Raw genomic sequence first — 16,464 nt, forward strand, 5'->3', positions numbered from 1 at the left:
TCGGTGGAGACCTCGAGCAAAGGCTCGTCCACCTCGACGGTGTCGCCGACGGACTTAAGCCACTGGGTAATGGTGCCCTCGGTGACGGATTCGCCGAGTTCTGGCATCTCCACATCGGTGGCCTCGCCAGAAGCCTTGGAGCTAGAGCCAGACTTCTTCTCGTCCTTGTCTTCCTTCTTATCCTCGGACGTGGATTCTTCCTTGTCCTCAGACTTGTCGTCGTCGGAGTCGTCAGAATCATCGGAGGAGGAAGAGGAGTCAGCCTCGTCTTCATCACCGATGACGGCGATCACCTCGCCGACCTCGATGGTGTCGTCTTCTTCGGCCTTGATTTCTAGAATGGTGCCGGCAACGGGGGAAGGGATTTCGGTGTCGACCTTGTCGGTGGAGACCTCGAGCAAAGGCTCGTCCACCTCGACGGTGTCGCCGACGGACTTAAGCCACTGGGTAATGGTGCCTTCGGTTACGGACTCGCCCAGCTCGGGCATCTCAACGGAGTTCGCCATGAGTTTTAAGACTCCTCGAAAAGTTGGAAGTATTCTATCGCTACCGCACAATCTTACAGCGTGATGCCCGTCATCGTGCAGTAGTGGGGTTAGTAATACCCTCCATGCGGGTAAACTAGTGGGTTATGTTCAACCTCTTCCGCCGCAATAAGTCCCGATCGCCACTGCGACCGCCCCGCGGTCCGGGAGAAACTATTCGCCCAGAAGATGAACAAGAGCTCAAATTGTGGGCGGCTGATAAGGCGTTTGTCGAGGCATTTATCGAGCCTGAGACCGTGGTCAATGAAATGTCTGTGGTCGTCGTGGATGAAAAAGGTGAGTTTATCCGTCGGCGCATCGGCGGGCCGAAGGGGATTGACGCGGTAGGAAAACTATTGCAGTGCGACGTTTTTGATGTCGAAGAAACCGGGTACCCCCAACGCATGCGCGAGCGTATGGAACGCCAACGTATCTTGCGCAAGAGGGAAGAACAGCGCCTTCGCCGCGCCCGTTTTGAGCGCGGCGAGAACCCTGATTCGGGGCAAGACTTAAGTTAATAGGCCTAGACGATGGTGGCGCCGGCTTTTCCTAGCTTTGCTAAGGCGGCATCACCGCGGTCTGGATCAACAGGGGAGCAGTACTCGTTCAGGACACGGACGGAAAAGCCTTCCTTTAGGGCATCCGCCGCGGTTGCCTGCACGCAATGATCCGTGGCAATGCCGACGATGTCTACCGCATCGATAGCGTGCTCGCGCAGCCAATCCGCCAGCAATACGCCGTCCGCTTCACCCTCAAAGCCGGAGTACGCGGCGGTGTATTCACCCTTGCGGAAATATGCTTGCGCAGGCCCGATCGCCTCGTGCATTTGGGCCCCATAGGAATCAGCAACGCAGTGCACCGGCCAAGAATCGACAAAATCCGGGTTCTCCGCAAAGTGGGAACCCGGATCTATGTGCCAGTCCTGTGTGGCAACGACGGTGTCATACTCGGTCTGCAAAGAAGAGATCTTCTCTGCAACCTCGTTGCCGCGATCGGTGCCGAGCGCGCCGCCTGGGCAAAAATCGTGTTGGACATCAACGATGATTAAAGCAGTATTCATAACTCCGCTATTTTATGCCCAGTCGGCGGCGCGGGGTATTACTTTGATTCAGCAATCTCACGCAAAGCAGCGATGACGGTGCGAGTAGGAACGCCCGTACCCATCTTTGGCGTATATCCATAGGCGCCGGTGGTATTGAAGGAAGGCCCCGCGACATCGATATGTGCCCATTCGATGCCCTCGCCCACGAAGTGCTTCAGGTAAGTACCGGCGTATTCCATGCCGCCTTCGCGCTTGGCGTTGATATTGCGGATATCGGCGCTGGCGGATTTCACGGATTCATCGTGCTCTTCCAAGAGCGGCATGGCCCACGCATTTTCGCCTACCTCGCGGCCGATGCCAGCCATGCGGTCGCGGAAGTCCTCCGAGCCCATGACGCCGGCGGTGCGCCCGCCCAAGGCGACCATCTGGGCGCCGGTTAGCGTGGCGGTTTCGATGAGGAAATCGGGGTTATCCTCGCTGGCGCGCGCGATGGCATCGGCAAGCACCAACCGGCCCTCTGCATCTGTGTTGAGAACCTCAGAGGTAATGCCGCCGTAGTGGGTGATGACATCGCCCGGGCGGGTGGCATTATCGCCAGGCATGTTTTCCGCCAGCGGCAGGGTAGCGGTGATCTTCACGGCCAAGTTGAGCTTTGCCGCGGCGATGATGGAGGCGGCCATGGCTGCGGAACCGCCCATATCGGAAATCATGTCCCACATGCCAGAGCCTGGCTTCAAGGAAATGCCGCCGGTATCGAAGGTGATGCCCTTGCCCACGAGCGCCACGTGTTTCTTTGCCTTCTTGGGGCTCCAGCTCAGGCGCACCAAACGCGGCGGGCGAGCAGAACCGCGGCCAACGGCGGTAATTCCGCCAAATCCCTGCTTCTGCAGCGCCTTTTCATCCAGGATTTCTACCTCGAGGCCAACTTCTTTAGCCTGGGCGGAAAGGAAGTCTGCATAAGACTCTGGGTACAGCAGGTTCGACGGGGTGTTGACCAGATCGCGGGCAATCACCACGGACTCCGCGGTGATCTTCGCTGCCTCGAACTCCTTGCGCGCGGACTTTTCTGCCACCACGGTAAAGGCGGCTGGCTGCTCGGAATCCTTGCCGGACTTAGAGCGTAGACCCTTGAACTTGTAACCTCCCAAGGTAAGGCCTTCTACTGTGGGTGCGATGCCAAAATCGCCCAAGGAGGTGGCCATCTCTTCCACCTTGGAAATCGAGCGTGCGGCGCTGCCGGCGGCGCGGCGCAAGGTTTCTGCATCGAGGTCTTCGGCATCGCCAAGGCCGACGGCGATGATGGAATCGACCTCTGCCTTCTTAGGCGCAGGGATGCGGGTGACCTCGTTGGCCTTGCCGGTTGCCCCCACGGCGATAAGGGACTCGTATGCTTCGCGCAGCGCGGCCGGCTTGAGTAGCGAGGTGCCCGGAAGCTCAATGCCCTCCTCGCCCTTAAATGCGGCGATGAGTAGGGCCTGCGCGTTCTTCGGGGCCTTCTTTTCTAGCTTAAGTTCCGGAAATTCCCCACGTGCGGGTCCAGTGTGCTGAGACATAAAGTCCTCCTTTTTAATTGGTGCTAATGAAGCTTCTGCCCATGATACCGCGCTAGAGTGAACATATTCCTACCCGGCTATAGATAAAAGGAGTAGATTGTGGGCATGCTTGATTACACGATCACCCGTACGAATCAACCAACGGCGGCAGCAGATTTAGATAAAATCCTGGCCAATCCCGGCTTTGGCCAGCACTTTACGGACCACATGGTCACCATCGATTGGACCGCGGAAAAGGGCTGGCACGACGCGCAAGTCCGCCCCTACGGCCCACTCACGATGGACCCGGCGAGCAACGTCTTCCACTACGGCCAGGCCGTATTCGAGGGCATCAAGGCCTACCGCCAGCCCGATGACTCCATCGTTACCTTCCGCCCCGACCAAAACGCGCAACGCTTTATTAATTCGGCCCAGCGCTTGGCGATGCCCGAGCTACCGCAAGAAGAGTTCATCGAGGCGCTGCGCCAGCTGGTGGACATCGATAAGAGCTGGGTCCCAGAGGCAGGCGGGGAAGCATCGCTCTACCTGCGCCCCTTTATGATTTCGACCGAGGTATCGCTGGGCGTGCACCCGGCCAATGCTTATCGCTTCATCCTCTTGGCCTCGCCCGCCGGTGCGTATTTTAGCGGCGGCATCAAGCCGGTTTCGGTGTGGTTATCTACCGACTTTGTCCGCTCCGCGCCGGGCGGAACTGGTGCCGCGAAATTCGCCGGCAATTACGCTGGCTCCTTATTGGCGCAGGCCCAGGCCGAAGAAAAGGGCTGTGACCAGGTGGTGTGGCTGGATGCCATCGAACGCCGTTATATCGAGGAAATGGGTGGGATGAACCTCATGTTCGTCTACGGCACCGGCGACGACGCCGAGATCGTCACCCCGGCGCTGTCCGGCTCCCTTTTGCCCGGCATTACCCGCCAGTCCCTGCTGCAGGTCGCCGAAGACATGGGGTACAAGGTAACCGAGCGGCGCATCACTGCCGAAGAATGGCAGCGCGATGTGGAATCGGGTGAGATGACCGAGGCCTTTGCCTGCGGTACCGCCGCCGTCATCACGCCGGTGGGACGCGTGCTTGGTGAGGACACCGATTTCAGCGTCAACAATAACGAGGCAGGCGAGGTCTCCATGGCCTTGCGCGAGCGCCTGACCAGTATCCAGCGCGGCGCCGTGGAGGATGCCCACGGCTGGTTGCACACTCTGGTCTAGCGCGCCGCGGTGTAACGCGGCGCGAGGCGGACCTGCGGCGCGCAGTTAGGCCTCTGCCTGCGTCGCGTCCGCGGTGATTTCTACGCCCAGTAATAAAAGGGGTAGGGCAGCCAAGGCGCCGAGCGCCGGTACCGGTTCCATCGGCAGCTCGAGCAGGGGCTCCAGCCGCAGCTTTTTTAAGGCCAACCGGTGAGCCGGCTGCGGCGCGATATTGGTGGCAAGGATCCAGTCGTGGATCCGCGTGTCTGCAGCGGCGCATACGGCGGCGGTGGAGGTCAAGGGGGCATCGACAAGCAAGGGTGTGCGCCGCCGCGCCGCCTGGGAGATAAAGCCGACCAGCGCGGCCAATACGGGGGAGCCGCAGGCCTTGATGAGCTCCCGCCCAGTCAGGTCGCGCATCCGAAACATGGCATCGCGAATGGCCGCAACCTCGGCCTTCCAAGCCTCGACGCTTGGCTGCTTGCCGACGACCACCACCGGCTCCTCCTGCGCCATGACCCCCATGACGGCCGCGGCAGCCTGCGTGCTGTCGATGCCGCCAGGAATCAATAGATCCGCACCGCCATCAATCTCTGCATCCGCTGCCTGCACGCCTAGGTCATAGGCGGTGGAGCAATCCGTCACCGTGACGGATTTAATGCTGGCCCCGACCCGCCGAGCGGCGGTCTCCGTGGCCTGTGGGATCCCGTCACCGTCCTCGGCGAAGATGATGGCCCGCACCCGATGTGGCTCGGAAGCGGGGGAGCGATCCTGGCAGGCGGCTAGCCACTGTGCGGCACCGCTTAGCCGACCGTAGGGGTAAAGCTGCGGGGAATCAGCCATGAGCGTGCTTCCTTAAACGTCGGCACCGCGCTCTACGCGCGGGCGAGGAATGCGCCACTTGCGGGGCTGGCTGGCGCGGGAAAATGCGTAGAATCCCAGGCCAAAGCCGGTGGCGGTGGTACCGGGGAACTTCTTGCGCACAGCATTATTAGCACGGCGGCCCAGCCAGATGCCGTCGATGGCGAAGATGAGGATGACCACCATGGCAATCGCATTGATGAGGTCGGCGATGCTGGGGGCGGCATAGGTCACGAAGACCACGACGATAAGGGCAAGCGCCATCGGCATGACCCATTCCGAAAGCGTGCGGCGGGCGTCGATCCAATCGCGCACGTAGGCGCGCTCTTCGCCCTGATCGCGGGCAGGGAGGAAGCGTGGATCGCCTTCAGCCATGCGCTCTTGGCTTTCGCGGTTGCGTTGGTTGCGTTCCTTGCGCTCCTGCTTTTTATATTCTTTCCACTCGTCCTTGCTCATGGACTTTTTGAGTTCCTTGCGGCGCTTGTAGCGCTGCGCATCGGATACCCCATGTGGATCGCGCTTCACGCCGCGCGCGATTTCTTGTTCCTGGCGCTTTGGCGTGGGACGACCCTTCGGAGGGGTATACCCCTTGCGGTGGGTTTCTTCCTGAACTTCTTCCTGCACGGGAGCAGGTTCAGGGGAGGTCTTGTCATCTTTTTGCCACGGAAGTTTCACGCTGATCAGACTACAAGGTTTCGCTCCCGAGAGGGGAATAGGCCCGCCCACGGCGTTGTTATTACTATGGGCTACCTTTTCCCTCCTCGTAGATGCGGGTAGGGTAGTGGCTACGCAACCAAGACACATTTGAGGAGAAGTGATGACCGCTCCAGTTTCCGAAACCGGCGTCATTCTGACCGAGGCCGCAGCCGCAAAGGCAAAGGGCCTGCTTGATCAGGAAGGCCGCGACGATCTCTCCCTGCGCATCGCAGTGCAGCCCGGCGGCTGCGCTGGCCTGCGCTACCAGCTCTACTTCGACGACCGCAGCCTCGATGGTGACAAGGTCGACGAGGTAGGTGGCATCAAGCTCGTCGTGGACAAGATGTCCGTGCCGTACCTTACCGGTGCCAAGATCGACTTCGCTGACACCATCGAGTCCCAGGGATTTACCATTGATAACCCGAACGCTACCGGCTCCTGCGCGTGTGGCGACTCCTTCAACTAAACCGAAGGATAAAGAAAGAGGGTGAGTGCTTCGCGGCACTCACCCTATTTTTATGTCTTTATGGCTCGGTGTAGAGCTTTACCCAATGCGGCCTAAAGCTTGACTGGGTAGTCGCGCTGCTCGATCTGCGGGTCGATGCGCTTTTCCACAAAGATGCCGTGCCAGATCATAAAGGACAGCACGGTCCACAGGCGGCGGGAGTGATCGGAGACGCCATCGCGGTGCTCCTTGAGCATCTCCAGAACTTCCTTCTTATTGAAGATGTCCTCCGTCTGGGAATCGTTGATGGTGTCCTGTGCCCAGCCGTAGAGCTCGTCGCCGGCCAGCCAGTGGCGCATGGGTACGGGAAAGCCCAGCTTCTTGCGGTTGAGGACGTGCGCGGGAACGATCTGTTCCATGGCCTTGCGCAGCGCGTACTTGGTGGTGCCGTGGGAAATCTTCAGATCGTGCGGAATGGATTCTGCGACCTTGAATACTTCTTTATCCAGGAATGGCACGCGCAGCTCCAAGGAGTTGGCCATATTGATCTTATCGGCCTTGACCAGGATGTCACCGCGCATCCAGGTAAATAGGTCAAGGTGCTGCATGCGGGCTACCGGGTCAAAGTCTTCCGACTGCGCATAGATGGGCGCAGTGACCTCGCGGTGATCCCACTCGCGCTTGGCCCATGGGATAACGCGCTGCATCTGCTCAAAGTTAAAGGACCGCGCATTGCCGTAGTAGCGCTCCTCCATGGTCATGGAACCGCGGTTGAGCAGGGACTTGCCCTTCATACCTTCTGGCAGCACGCGGGAAAGCTTGCCCAGTCCCTGGCGCAGGGGAGAGGGGATCTTCTCAAATGGGGCGAGCGACAGCGGCTCCTTATAGATGGTGTAGCCACCGAAGAGCTCATCGGCGCCCTCACCGGACAAGACCACCTTGACGTGCTTGCGGGCCTCTTGGGCCACGAAGTACAGCGGCACGAGGGAAGGATCGGCCACCGGGTTATCCAGGTACCACATGATCTTAGGAATCGACTCGGCGTATTCTTCCGGCGAGACGATCTTGACGATGTGCTCCACGCCGATGGCGGCCGCCGATTCCGCGGCCACGTCCACCTCGGAATAGCCTTCGCGCTCGAAGCCTGTAGTAAAGGTCAGCAGATCCGGGTTGTGGCGTTTGGCCAAGGCAGCGATGGCGGTGGAGTCGATGCCGCCAGAGAGGAAAGAGCCAACGGTGACATCGGCACGCATGTGCTTGGCGACGGAATCCTCCAACGCTTCTGCAATGCGGTCAAAGAGCTGCTGTTCTTTTCCTTCTGGTACCTGCTGGACCGGGAAACGCGGCTTAAAGTAGCGCTCGGAGACGACCTCCTCGCCCGGCTTCAGGGTCACAGTGCAGCCGGATTCCACCCGGCGGATATTGGCGTGCAGGGATTCCGGTTCCGGGACGTATTGCAGGTCGACATAGTGCTCAATAGCACGACGGTCAAGGTTGAGTTCTAGACCAATGTCCTCGGCCATCTCCAGGATGCACTTCATCTCGGAGGCAAAGACGGTGCCGGCGTCCGTGGTGGCATAGTAAAGCGGCTTGATGCCGAACTGGTCGCGCGCGGCAAACATGGTCTTGGTCTTGGTATCCCAAATAACGATGCCAAACATGCCGCGCAGGTGCTCGACGACGTCCTTGCCCCAGTGGTGATAGCCCACCGCAATGGGTTCGCCATCACCTTCCGTATAGAAGGTATAGCCCAAGGCCTTGAGTTCTTCGCGGAGCTCAACGTAGTTGTAGATCTCGCCGTTAAAGGTAAGGGCATACCGCTCTGGTTCATCTTCGGGACCCCAGCGCAGGGGCTGGTGGGAATGTTCCAAGTCGATAATGGACAGGCGGTTAAAGCCGAAGGCGGCGTCGCCATCATGCCAAGTACCGGCTGCATCCGGTCCGCGGTGGTGCATGCAAGGAAGCGACCGCTCGAGCGCGTCGACATATTTGTCCACGTTTCCGGTGGCCGCGAGCATGCCAAGAAGTCCGCACATGTAAAGATAGCTCCTTTTAATTAAGCGACTAGTGCTCGGTGTCCTACTCTACGGTGCATGGGGTGGAAACCAGAAAGCGCCACGGCTTGGAAGAAGCTGCGGAAAAGCTTAAATTCAGCTTCCCCGTAAGGGTGCGAACTTTCGGATGATGGCCGGAATTGTTCCCTGTGAGTTAAGGCACATGGCAAAGGTGCAGACCGGGGGTACGGTTGGAACATTGTGCAGGTGGGGCGGTAACCTACTGGAACGTGGATATAAATTGAGCGCCCTGGGTCTCCTTTTAAGCTTCAAAAAGGCTGGGAACCAAGCATTTATCCATTATTCTGATTGGGTAAGGGTGCTCTGTGAGTATTCGAGAAGTTTGTGTGGACAGAAAGGCAGAACACACGTGGGACAGCGTAATAAGCGCACCTTCGCCCGTAAGGCGGGCGTAGCTGGCGCACTTGCCCTAGGCGGTCTCGCCCTGGCTGGTTGTGACGTTCAGGCGCCAACTGCTGTAGAGAACCTCCTGGGATTCGGTTGGCCAAAGGGTGTGACCCCTGAGGCTGAGGCAATGTACAACTTCTGGATCTGGGTCTGGGTTGCAGCTTGGATTGTCGGCTTCGTCATGTGGGGCCTCTTCCTTACTGCAATCTTCCGCTGGAGCGCGAAGAAGGCCAAACGCGATGGCAAGGGTGAATTCCCGCGCCAGACGCAGTACAACGTGCCATTGGAAATGGTATTGACCATCGTTCCAATCCTGATCATCATGGCCTTGTTCTTCTTCACGGTGCAGACCCAGCAAAAGGTCACCGCATTGGATAAGGATCCAAAGGTGGTTGTCGACGTCACTGCATTCCAGTGGAATTGGAAGTTCGGCTACGCCGAGAACCGCGTCAATGGTGAGAACTATAACGGTGCGGACGAAGCGCGCCAGGCCGAAGCGGAAAAGACCGCCCATGACCCTGAAGGCGTGGATAACCCCAACCCAATTCACGGTAAGTCCAAGGGCGACCTTTCCTACCTCAACTACAACAAGATTGAGACCGTAGGTTCCACCGAGGAGGTTCCGGTTCTGGTTCTTCCTTCCGATACCGCAATCGAATTCCGTTTGGCTTCCGCTGACGTTTCTCACGCATTCTGGGTTCCGGAGTTCTTGTTCAAGCGCGACGTCTATGCACACCCTGAATCTAACGCTCAGGAGCGCAGCTTCCAGGTCGAGTCGATTGATAAGCAAGGCGCCTTTGTTGGCCGTTGTGCCGAGATGTGCGGTACCTACCACTCCATGATGAACTTTGAGATTCGCGTTGTCTCCCCAGAGGACTTCAATGCCTACATGGACTTCCGCGAGAAGAACCCGAATGCCACCAACGCTGAGGCGTTGAAGGAAATTGGCCAGGATCCGTACGCAGTTACCACCCACCCGTTCTCCGGCGAGCGTGACACGGCCGATGGTGACAACTACGTCAAGACCGCGGCATAAGAGATAAGGACATTACACAATGCGTGCAACATCGAAAGTCTTTTACTCAATCGCGACTTACCTTTTCGTCTCGCTGATTGTTTATATCTTTGGCGTCACCCTCGTGAAGGATGATGGTTACCTCTACGGTGCCGAGTGGGTTGGCATCGTAGGCATGTTCCTCTCCGTCATGCTCTGCCTTATGCTGGGTGGCTACCTTCACTTCACCGATAACCGCAGCGACGTTCTGCCGGAAGACTGGGAAGAAGCAGAGACCGAAGACTCCGCTGGTATCTTGGGTTTCTTCTCCCCGAGCTCCATCTGGCCACTGGCTATGGCAGGTTCCATCGGATTCTTGGGCCTTGGCGTCATCTTCCTGTACTACTGGCTCATCGCCTTGGGCGCTGTCTGCTTGATTGCAGCCTGTGCCGGCCTGTCCCTGCAGTATGGCCTGTCTAAGGAAAAGCACTAGTACATATCTAGTCGCAACCACTGCCTAAACTTCTCAGCCCTCCTCACCACACCACGGTGGGGAGGGCTTTGGCGATCCTCGTCGTAAACAAAATAGGAAAGTTCCCGAGAATCCAGAACTTTTTTAGGGGAGGGGGAGAGCGGATGCGCCCAGGTTATAAGTGGGCAGCAAAGGGGCATCCTAGCACGTAAACCCCTATTTCTGCGGGGGTCATCCGAAAGTTGCAAACGGGCAATTTTCCCCGGAAACCGCCGTGTGATTTATCTCTCTAAGAAACTTGTCCAAATCGGTTGCGGATGAAGGATGGATTGTCGTGATTCGAGCAGACAAAAAGGTAGCGATCGTGGCTATAGATGAAGTTTAAGTGTGTCACCTGCGTTGATGTCTCGTCGGAAAAGAATACAAAAAGTTCCCAGGTAATTAATCTTGGTAGGCCACAAGACATTCCTTATCGGTAGCTGGCAATTTGGTGAAAACCGAATGGCGGAAGCGGGGGGAATTGAAGTGACTTTAGAGTCTAGAACAGCCATAATTACCACTGTGACGAGCGTAGTTTCTAACCAAGGTATGACAGCACCACGTGTTGCCTCGCTGAACCGACCCAATATGGTCAGCGTGGGCACCATCGTGTTCCTGTCTCAGGAATTGATGTTCTTTGCCGGACTGTTCGCGATGTGGTTCACCTCGCGAGCGAACGGCCAGGAAGGCGATTGGGCAGAGCACACTGCCCATATCAACCTGCCAATGGGCTTTCTCATTACTGCAGTGTTGATTTCTTCCTCCGTGACCTCGCAGTTCGGCGTGTTTGCCGCAGAAAGGGGTGACGTTTACAAGCTTCGACTCTGGTACACCATCACGCTGGTATTGGGTGTTGTCTTCCTAGGCATCATGGCGTTTGAGTGGGCTGAGTTGATTCACGCAGGCGTGACGGTACAGTCCAGCGTCTTTGGTTCGGTGTTCTACATCATCACCGGCTTCCACGCTGCGCACGTAACCGCCGGTTTGATTTCCTTTGCAATCATTCTGGCGCGTATCGCTAAATCTAAATTCACGCCGGCACAGGCTACTGCCGCCATGGCAGTGTCCTACTACTGGCACTTCGTTGACGTTGTGTGGATCGGTGTGTTCACCGTTATCTACTTGATTCAGTAGTGTCGGCGAACCTCTCCCCAAAACAGTCCTCCCGTGTTCGAGTTATCTAAAGGAAAATGATGGATAACAATTCGCAGTCCGAGGCAGTGGAGCAGACCACTGCCACGGCTAAGAAGACCCGCCGTCGCCGCAAGGCGAAGCGCACCCTCGCAGGTGGTTTCGCTTTGGCCATCGGTTTGACCGGCGCTGGCGTCTTGGCCTCTGCCTTGACGCCTGACGCTCAGGTCGCTACGGCGGAAAAAGATGACCAAGCCCTCGTTCAAGAGGGTAAGGACATCTATGACACCGCTTGTATCACTTGCCACGGTGCCAATCTGCAGGGCATCGAAGACCGTGGCCCCTCTCTCGTAGGTATCGGTGCCGGCTCGGTGTACTTCCAGGTTCACTCCGGCCGTATGCCGATGATGTCCAACGACGCTCAGGCAGAGCGCAAGGCTCCGCGTTACACCGAGCAGCAGACCTTGGCGCTGGCCGCTTATGTTGCAGCTAACGGTGGCGGCGCGGACATCGTCTACAACGACGATGGAAGCATCGCTCAGGAATCCCTTCGTGGCGCTAACTACAACGGCCAGATTCAGGCCGAAGACGTTGCTAAGGGTTCCGAGCTGTTCCGCATGAACTGTGCATCTTGCCACAACTTCACCGGCCAGGGTGGCGCACTTTCCTCCGGTAAATACGCTCCTGAGCTCGCGCCTGCTAACGAGCAGGAGATCTACCAGGCAATGTTGACCGGTCCGCAGAACATGCCAAAGTTCTCTGACCGCCAGCTGACTGCAGACGAAAAGAAGGACATCATCGCCTACTTGAAGTCTGCAGAAGAGACTCCGTCTCCAGCCGGTTGGGACCTTGGCGGTCTCGGCCCAGTGGCTGAAGGCCTGGCAATGTGGATTATTGGTATCAGCGCCCTGTGCGCCGCTGCTATGTGGATTGGATCGCGCTCATGAGCAATGTGAAAAAGAATTACACTGACGCAGAGCTCGATAAGATGAGCAATGATGAACTTGCTGCACTTGGTACCGAGCTCGATGATGTGACCGTAGCGTTCCGTAAGGAGCGCTTCCCGGTTGAAGGTGACCCCGCAGAAAAGCGCGCGGGGCGCAACGTCGCCATTTGGCTGGCAATCTCCGTTATCGGCGGCTTGGGCTTCTTGGGTGTTTACCTCTTCTGGCCTTGGCAGTACAAGCAGCTAGGGGAGGACGGCCTTGTATGGCACACTCTCTACACCCCGCTGCTTGGTATTACCGCCGCACTTTCCATTTTTGGACTCGGCTTTGCCATCGTGCAGTACGTCAAGAAGATTCTGCCGGAAGAGATTTCAGTGCAGCGTCGCCACGATGGTCCTTCGGAAGAAGTTGACCGTCGTACTCTTACCGCTCTCTTGAACGACTCGTGGAAGACCTCCACGCTCGGTCGCCGCAAGACTATCCAGGGTCTTCTCGGTGGAGCCGGTGTGCTCTTCGGCTTGACGGTTATCGCACCGCTCGCTGGCGCAATCCGCAACCCATGGAAGGTACGTCACGAGCTGAACTACGCCGGTGACGGCACGCTGTGGACCTCCGGTTGGACGTTGCACGAGGAGGGCGTCAAGCTTTACCTCGCGCGTGATACCGGTACCATTGCTGAGAAGCACTCCGGTGAGTCCGGCGAGCACTACACCACCGAAGGCGTTACCCGCCTCGTGCGCGTTCGCCCAGAGGACTTGGCCGCCGGCGGCATGGAGACCGTCTTCCCGCTTGCGGAAGAAGACGTTAACGACGGTGATCAATACGACGCTAAGCGCGACGTATACGAAAACCACATGCACTCCATCCACGGCAACCGCAATGCGGTGATGTTGATTCGTCTGCGCCACTCCGATGCGCAGAAGGCAATCGAGCGTGAGGGACAGGAAGACTTCCACCACGGCGATTACTACGCCTACTCCAAGATTTGTACTCACATTGGTTGCCCAACTTCGTTGTACGAGGCACAAACCAACCGAATCCTGTGCCCCTGCCACCAGTCGCAGTTCGACGCATTGCACTACGGTAAGCCGGTCTTCGGCCCGGCTGCTCGTGCTTTGCCACAGCTGCCTATCACGGTGGACGATGAGGGCTACCTTGTTGCAGAGGGCAACTTCATTGAGCCTGTCGGTCCGGCATTCTGGGAGCGTAAGTCATAATGAGCAATAAACTCGCCCAAATGGGCAACAACATGGACGAGCGCTACAGCGCCGCCGGCGTGCTAAGGACGCAGCTGAACAAGGTCTTTCCGACCCACTGGTCCTTCATGCTCGGTGAGATGGCGCTGTATAGCTTCATCATTCTTCTACTAACCGGTACATACCTGGCGCTTTTCTTTGACCCTTCTATTACGAAGGTCATCTATGACGGCACCTACGCACCGCTTAACGGTGTTGAGATGTCGCGCGCCTACGCAACGGCCCTTGATATTTCCTTCGAGGTACGCGGCGGCCTCTTTGTCCGCCAGATGCACCACTGGGCAGCACTACTGTTCATGATGTCGATGGTTGCGCACATGCTGCGCATCTTCTTCACCGGTGCTTTCCGCCGCCCGCGCGAAGCCAACTGGATTATTGGTTGCACCCTTATCCTGCTGGGCATGATCGAGGGCTTCCTCGGTTACTCCCTGCCGGATGACCTGCTTTCCGGTGTTGGTCTGCGCATTATGTCCGCCATCATTCTGGGTCTGCCGATTATCGGTACCTGGCTGCACTGGGCCATCTTCAACGGCGACTTCCCGTCCGACTTGATGCTGGACCGCTTCTACATCCTCCACGTTTTGGTCATCCCAGGCATCATCCTGGGCCTTATCGCAGCCCACTTGATCATGGTTTGGTTCCAGAAGCACACCCAGTTCCCTGGACCGGGTCGTGCAGAGAACAACGTCGTCGGTGTCCGCATTATGCCGGTCTTCGCAACTAAGGCCATTGGTATGGGCATGATGGTTGCTGGTGTGCTGGCTCTTATGTCCGGTGTGCTGACCATCAACGCCATCTGGTTGCTTGGTCCGTACAACCCCTCCCAGGTTTCTGCAGGTTCCCAGCCCGATATCTACATGCTCTGGACAGACGGTGTGGCTCGTGTCATGCCAGCTTGGGAGCTGTACTTGGGCAACTACACGATTCCTTCTGCGTTCTGGGTAGCCCTGTTGTGTGGCCTGATGGTCGTATTGCTTATCACCTACCCGTTCTTGGAGAAGAAGTTCACTGGTGACGATGCACACCACAACCTTCTGCAGCGTCCGCGTGACGTTCCTACCCGCTCCGCAATTGGTGCAGCAGCAATCGTATTCTTCTTGCTGGTCACCTTGTCCGGTGGTAACGACCACGTCGCGCACTTCTTCCAGATTTCGCTGAATGCGATGACTTGGGTGGGCCGTATCGGCCTGATTATCTTGCCGCCGATTGCCTACTTCATGACCTACCGCATTTGTGTTGGTCTCCAGCGTTCTGACCGGGAGGTGCTCGAGCACGGTATCGCTACCGGTGTTATCAAGCAGCTGCCTAATGGTGCCTTCATTGAGGTCCACCAGCCGCTTGGCCCCGTTGACGAGCACGGCCACGCAGTACCGCTTGAGTACGCAGGCGCTCAGGTGCCGAAGCAACTTAACCACCTTGGTTACGCTGATTCCGAAATCCAGGGCACCTTCAGCCCGGATGATCCGGAACTCATGCGTCGCGTTCACGAGATTCACGAGGAGAACCACGAGGAGGAAGCGGAAATGTTCCGCCGCCTCAACGAGGCCAACCGTCGTGATGACGAGGAAAACGGCCGCATCTAGCCTCTCCTTGGGTTAGCTCGATACACGCTCACTAGATAAGCCCGCTGTTCGCCTAATTTGAGGCGAACAGCGGGCTTGTTTGTTTTCGAACTTATTGATAGCTGCGGGCGGTTCTACTGTCTAAATTCTCTACCGCAAACACTTTTTTAAAGGTCTAGTGCATGTGGCTTGGAAAAGGTAACCTCGCGCAATGATGTCTTAGGAAACGACGAGTAGTTCGTAGGCTACTGGATCTCTATCGCGAGAATAGAAGTAGTGTCAGCGCTTGTAAAAGGGCTACCGAGCTCATCCCTAGTAGGCCTTTGCATAAAGGCAGGGTAATTCGGGTCCAACGCGCATAGTCGATGCTCTCGACACCAAACGAAAGAACTGCCTGGCGAAACTAGAGTCGTCAGGCAGTATTCAAAAGTGTCAGCGAGATTGGCGCCTTAGTCCGATACGATTGTAGGGATGTAGTGTCGGCCTATATCCCATACGAAGGGGGCCTTTTTACCTCGTTAGGGGAGCGAAGAAAATAACTCTCAACGATCAACGGACTATTTCAATGTCTTAGTCCAAATATTGCTCGATGAGAAGGCAACGAGCAACAATTGATTTTTCGAAGTTCTGTTTAAAAGAGCTGGAAAGAACTGTCGCAAACTTTCCAGTCTCCATCTTCCTTCTTCAACTCGATTTCGCTGGTATTGAAATAGTTTGCAAAATCTTCGTTATCTGAAGTTACATAAGCTTCATCATCTGACGAGGAATCAGACTCTTCTAGATCTTTGAGCGCATCGTCCTTCTTGTCCTTTAGCTCCTCGAGTTCCTCTTCACTTGGGACATCTGAGGGATTCAAGCTTTGGACTGTCGCAACAACTTCATCTGGGGATACTGGGTTTCGCTGCTCTTTGCAGAGATAATCTGTCTGGAATTCATTAGCTTGATCTACCCACTCGTGTGCCGATTCTTCGGCCTTTTTGCTGTCGCCAGATTGGTGTTGCTGAGCAGCTTCCAACAGGTTTGTGTGAACTTCCATTTGCTCGTCAGCGGCATTCTTAAGAGCCTTTTCTGGCCCTCCAGAGGAGCCGCAGCCAGTGATTGCTAGCGAAGTGGCCAGTAAGACGCTTCCTAAGGTAAGCGTTCTACGCATTTTCTTCTCCAATTCTTTAAAGTAAACGGTGTATCGAGCCATGGCTCTCCGGTCACGGCAGCACGGTGTATTTGAAATTTCAGCTGAAATTCAGTATCAGGACAGCCAATTTTCAGCCTAACAAATTGAGCCTGTAGGCACCTCTGCACTG

General features: G+C 56.9%; 16 protein-coding genes. 9 read left to right on the plus strand and 7 right to left on the minus strand.

What is annotated here, in order from left to right; all coding sequences use genetic code 11:
• Window positions 1-506, minus strand: a 506-nt coding sequence (locus ABRP64_RS00855) for a biotin/lipoyl-containing protein (RefSeq protein ID WP_349865097.1), incomplete at its 3' end; no start/stop codon positions are given.
• A gap of 125 nt (window positions 507-631) precedes the next feature.
• Here ABRP64_RS00855 and ABRP64_RS00860 point away from each other — a divergent pair.
• Entirely contained in the window at window positions 632-1,042 is a 411-nt protein-coding gene (locus ABRP64_RS00860; protein WP_284769482.1) for an oxidoreductase, read from the plus strand.
• Window positions 1,043-1,047: 5 nt separating this feature from the next.
• Here ABRP64_RS00860 and ABRP64_RS00865 read toward each other — a convergent pair whose 3' ends face one another.
• Both ABRP64_RS00865 and ABRP64_RS00870 read right to left on the minus strand, forming a co-directional pair.
• Window positions 1,048-1,584: an isochorismatase family protein gene (locus ABRP64_RS00865; protein ID WP_284784561.1), complete on the minus strand. Its 537-nt coding sequence runs from the start codon at window positions 1,582-1,584 to the stop codon at window positions 1,048-1,050.
• Between the two features lie 38 nt (window positions 1,585-1,622).
• On the minus strand, window positions 1,623-3,119 hold the full coding sequence (locus tag ABRP64_RS00870; protein WP_349865099.1) for a leucyl aminopeptidase: 1,497 nt from the start codon (window positions 3,117-3,119) through the stop codon (window positions 1,623-1,625).
• A gap of 105 nt (window positions 3,120-3,224) precedes the next feature.
• Between ABRP64_RS00870 and ABRP64_RS00875 the strand changes: the two genes are divergently transcribed.
• Window positions 3,225-4,319 (plus strand): branched-chain amino acid aminotransferase, encoded by a 1,095-nt coding sequence (locus ABRP64_RS00875; protein ID WP_349865101.1) that lies wholly within the window; start codon window positions 3,225-3,227, stop codon window positions 4,317-4,319.
• Window positions 4,320-4,364: 45 nt separating this feature from the next.
• On the opposite strand, the gene ABRP64_RS00880 is transcribed toward ABRP64_RS00875, so the two are convergent.
• Both ABRP64_RS00880 and ABRP64_RS00885 read right to left on the minus strand, forming a co-directional pair.
• Window positions 4,365-5,141, minus strand: a complete 777-nt coding sequence (locus tag ABRP64_RS00880) for a nicotinate-nucleotide--dimethylbenzimidazole phosphoribosyltransferase (RefSeq protein ID WP_284782414.1) — start codon at window positions 5,139-5,141, stop codon at window positions 4,365-4,367.
• Window positions 5,142-5,153: 12 nt separating this feature from the next.
• Window positions 5,154-5,834 carry a DUF3043 domain-containing protein gene (locus ABRP64_RS00885; protein WP_284769487.1) on the minus strand — a complete coding sequence of 227 codons (681 nt, stop codon included), beginning with the start codon at window positions 5,832-5,834 and terminating at the stop codon, window positions 5,154-5,156.
• A 142-nt stretch (window positions 5,835-5,976) separates the two neighbouring features.
• Here ABRP64_RS00885 and ABRP64_RS00890 point away from each other — a divergent pair, with 142 nt between their 5' ends.
• Window positions 5,977-6,321: a HesB/IscA family protein gene (locus tag ABRP64_RS00890; protein WP_005283948.1), complete on the plus strand. Its 345-nt coding sequence runs from the start codon at window positions 5,977-5,979 to the stop codon at window positions 6,319-6,321.
• A gap of 92 nt (window positions 6,322-6,413) precedes the next feature.
• On the opposite strand, the gene asnB is transcribed toward ABRP64_RS00890, so the two are convergent.
• Window positions 6,414-8,336: an asparagine synthase (glutamine-hydrolyzing) gene (asnB, locus tag ABRP64_RS00895; RefSeq protein WP_284795970.1), complete on the minus strand. Its 1,923-nt coding sequence runs from the start codon at window positions 8,334-8,336 to the stop codon at window positions 6,414-6,416.
• Between the two features lie 388 nt (window positions 8,337-8,724).
• On the opposite strand from asnB, the gene ctaC reads away from it, so the two are divergent.
• From ctaC to qcrB, 6 genes are all read left to right on the plus strand, one after another.
• Window positions 8,725-9,798: an aa3-type cytochrome oxidase subunit II gene (gene ctaC / locus ABRP64_RS00900; protein WP_284782417.1), complete on the plus strand. Its 1,074-nt coding sequence runs from the start codon at window positions 8,725-8,727 to the stop codon at window positions 9,796-9,798.
• 19 nt (window positions 9,799-9,817) lie between these two features.
• Complete coding sequence (gene ctaF / locus ABRP64_RS00905) at window positions 9,818-10,249, plus strand: aa3-type cytochrome oxidase subunit IV (protein ID WP_349865103.1); 432 nt, start codon at window positions 9,818-9,820, stop codon at window positions 10,247-10,249.
• A gap of 540 nt (window positions 10,250-10,789) precedes the next feature.
• Window positions 10,790-11,401 carry an aa3-type cytochrome oxidase subunit III gene (ctaE, locus tag ABRP64_RS00910; RefSeq protein WP_369707792.1) on the plus strand — a complete coding sequence of 204 codons (612 nt, stop codon included), beginning with the start codon at window positions 10,790-10,792 and terminating at the stop codon, window positions 11,399-11,401.
• A 56-nt stretch (window positions 11,402-11,457) separates the two neighbouring features.
• Complete coding sequence (gene qcrC, locus ABRP64_RS00915; RefSeq protein ID WP_284769491.1) at window positions 11,458-12,345, plus strand: cytochrome bc1 complex diheme cytochrome c subunit; 888 nt, start codon at window positions 11,458-11,460, stop codon at window positions 12,343-12,345.
• Complete coding sequence (gene qcrA, locus ABRP64_RS00920) at window positions 12,342-13,562, plus strand: cytochrome bc1 complex Rieske iron-sulfur subunit (RefSeq protein ID WP_284852533.1); 1,221 nt, start codon at window positions 12,342-12,344, stop codon at window positions 13,560-13,562. The genes qcrC and qcrA overlap by 4 nt, the downstream gene beginning before the upstream one ends.
• Window positions 13,562-15,184: a cytochrome bc1 complex cytochrome b subunit gene (gene qcrB / locus ABRP64_RS00925; protein WP_284782419.1), complete on the plus strand. Its 1,623-nt coding sequence runs from the start codon at window positions 13,562-13,564 to the stop codon at window positions 15,182-15,184. Before qcrA ends, qcrB begins: the two co-directional genes overlap by 1 nt.
• 610 nt (window positions 15,185-15,794) lie before the next feature.
• Here the strand turns inward: qcrB and ABRP64_RS00930 are convergent.
• Window positions 15,795-16,355 carry a hypothetical protein gene (locus ABRP64_RS00930; RefSeq protein WP_284782420.1) on the minus strand — a complete coding sequence of 187 codons (561 nt, stop codon included), beginning with the start codon at window positions 16,353-16,355 and terminating at the stop codon, window positions 15,795-15,797.
• Window positions 16,356-16,464: the final 109 nt, after the last annotated feature.

The sequence above is a fragment of the Corynebacterium sp. KPL4015 genome (assembly GCF_040225725.1).
In the GTDB taxonomy this organism is placed as follows: Bacteria; Actinomycetota; Actinomycetes; order Mycobacteriales; family Mycobacteriaceae; genus Corynebacterium; species Corynebacterium rhinophilum.

Bases quoted from the DNA above. Each gene is read 5' to 3' on its own strand.
- ctaF (WP_349865103.1), top strand. From the start codon at position 9,818: ATGCGTGCAACATCGAAAGTCTTTTACTCAATCGCGACTTACCTTTTC.
- ABRP64_RS00860 (WP_284769482.1), top strand. From the start codon at position 632: ATGTTCAACCTCTTCCGCCGCAATAAGTCCCGATCGCCACTGCGACCG.
- qcrA (WP_284852533.1), top strand. From the start codon at position 12,342: ATGAGCAATGTGAAAAAGAATTACACTGACGCAGAGCTCGATAAGATG.
- ABRP64_RS00930 (WP_284782420.1), bottom strand. From the start codon at position 16,355: ATGGCTCGATACACCGTTTACTTTAAAGAATTGGAGAAGAAAATGCGT.
- ABRP64_RS00880 (WP_284782414.1), bottom strand. From the start codon at position 5,141: ATGGCTGATTCCCCGCAGCTTTACCCCTACGGTCGGCTAAGCGGTGCC.
- ABRP64_RS00870 (WP_349865099.1), bottom strand. From the start codon at position 3,119: ATGTCTCAGCACACTGGACCCGCACGTGGGGAATTTCCGGAACTTAAG.
- ABRP64_RS00875 (WP_349865101.1), top strand. From the start codon at position 3,225: ATGCTTGATTACACGATCACCCGTACGAATCAACCAACGGCGGCAGCA.
- qcrB (WP_284782419.1), top strand. From the start codon at position 13,562: ATGAGCAATAAACTCGCCCAAATGGGCAACAACATGGACGAGCGCTAC.
- ABRP64_RS00865 (WP_284784561.1), bottom strand. From the start codon at position 1,584: ATGAATACTGCTTTAATCATCGTTGATGTCCAACACGATTTTTGCCCA.
- qcrC (WP_284769491.1), top strand. From the start codon at position 11,458: ATGATGGATAACAATTCGCAGTCCGAGGCAGTGGAGCAGACCACTGCC.
- asnB (WP_284795970.1), bottom strand. From the start codon at position 8,336: ATGTGCGGACTTCTTGGCATGCTCGCGGCCACCGGAAACGTGGACAAA.
- ABRP64_RS00890 (WP_005283948.1), top strand. From the start codon at position 5,977: ATGACCGCTCCAGTTTCCGAAACCGGCGTCATTCTGACCGAGGCCGCA.